The following is a 233-nucleotide window of genomic DNA, read 5'->3' on the forward strand; positions in this document are numbered from 1 at the left end:
CTTTCTCGAACAAGAACTGCACAAAGTCATCATTGAACATAATAAAGGAAAAAAAATCGCAGACAAAATTGTAAAGGTTTCCTTGAAAAACGGGAAAGAAAAATATGTATTTATCCACATTGAAATTCAAGGAAAAAAAGATCCGGACTTTTCCAAACGAATGTTTACTTATTTTTACCGTTTGTTTGATCGCTTCCAAGAAAACATTTATTCCATTGCCATTTTGACCGATT

The 233-nt window shown here is 31.8% G+C and carries 1 protein-coding gene; it reads left to right on the top strand.

Annotated features, from left to right (window positions below):
- The coding region (locus LIZ98_RS17845) for an Rpn family recombination-promoting nuclease/putative transposase (RefSeq protein WP_227203204.1) at nt 1-233 on the top strand (233 nt) is incomplete at both ends.

This window comes from Caldibacillus sp. 210928-DFI.2.18 (assembly GCF_020554505.1).
Lineage (GTDB): Bacteria > Bacillota > Bacilli > Bacillales > Caldibacillaceae > Caldifermentibacillus > Caldifermentibacillus hisashii.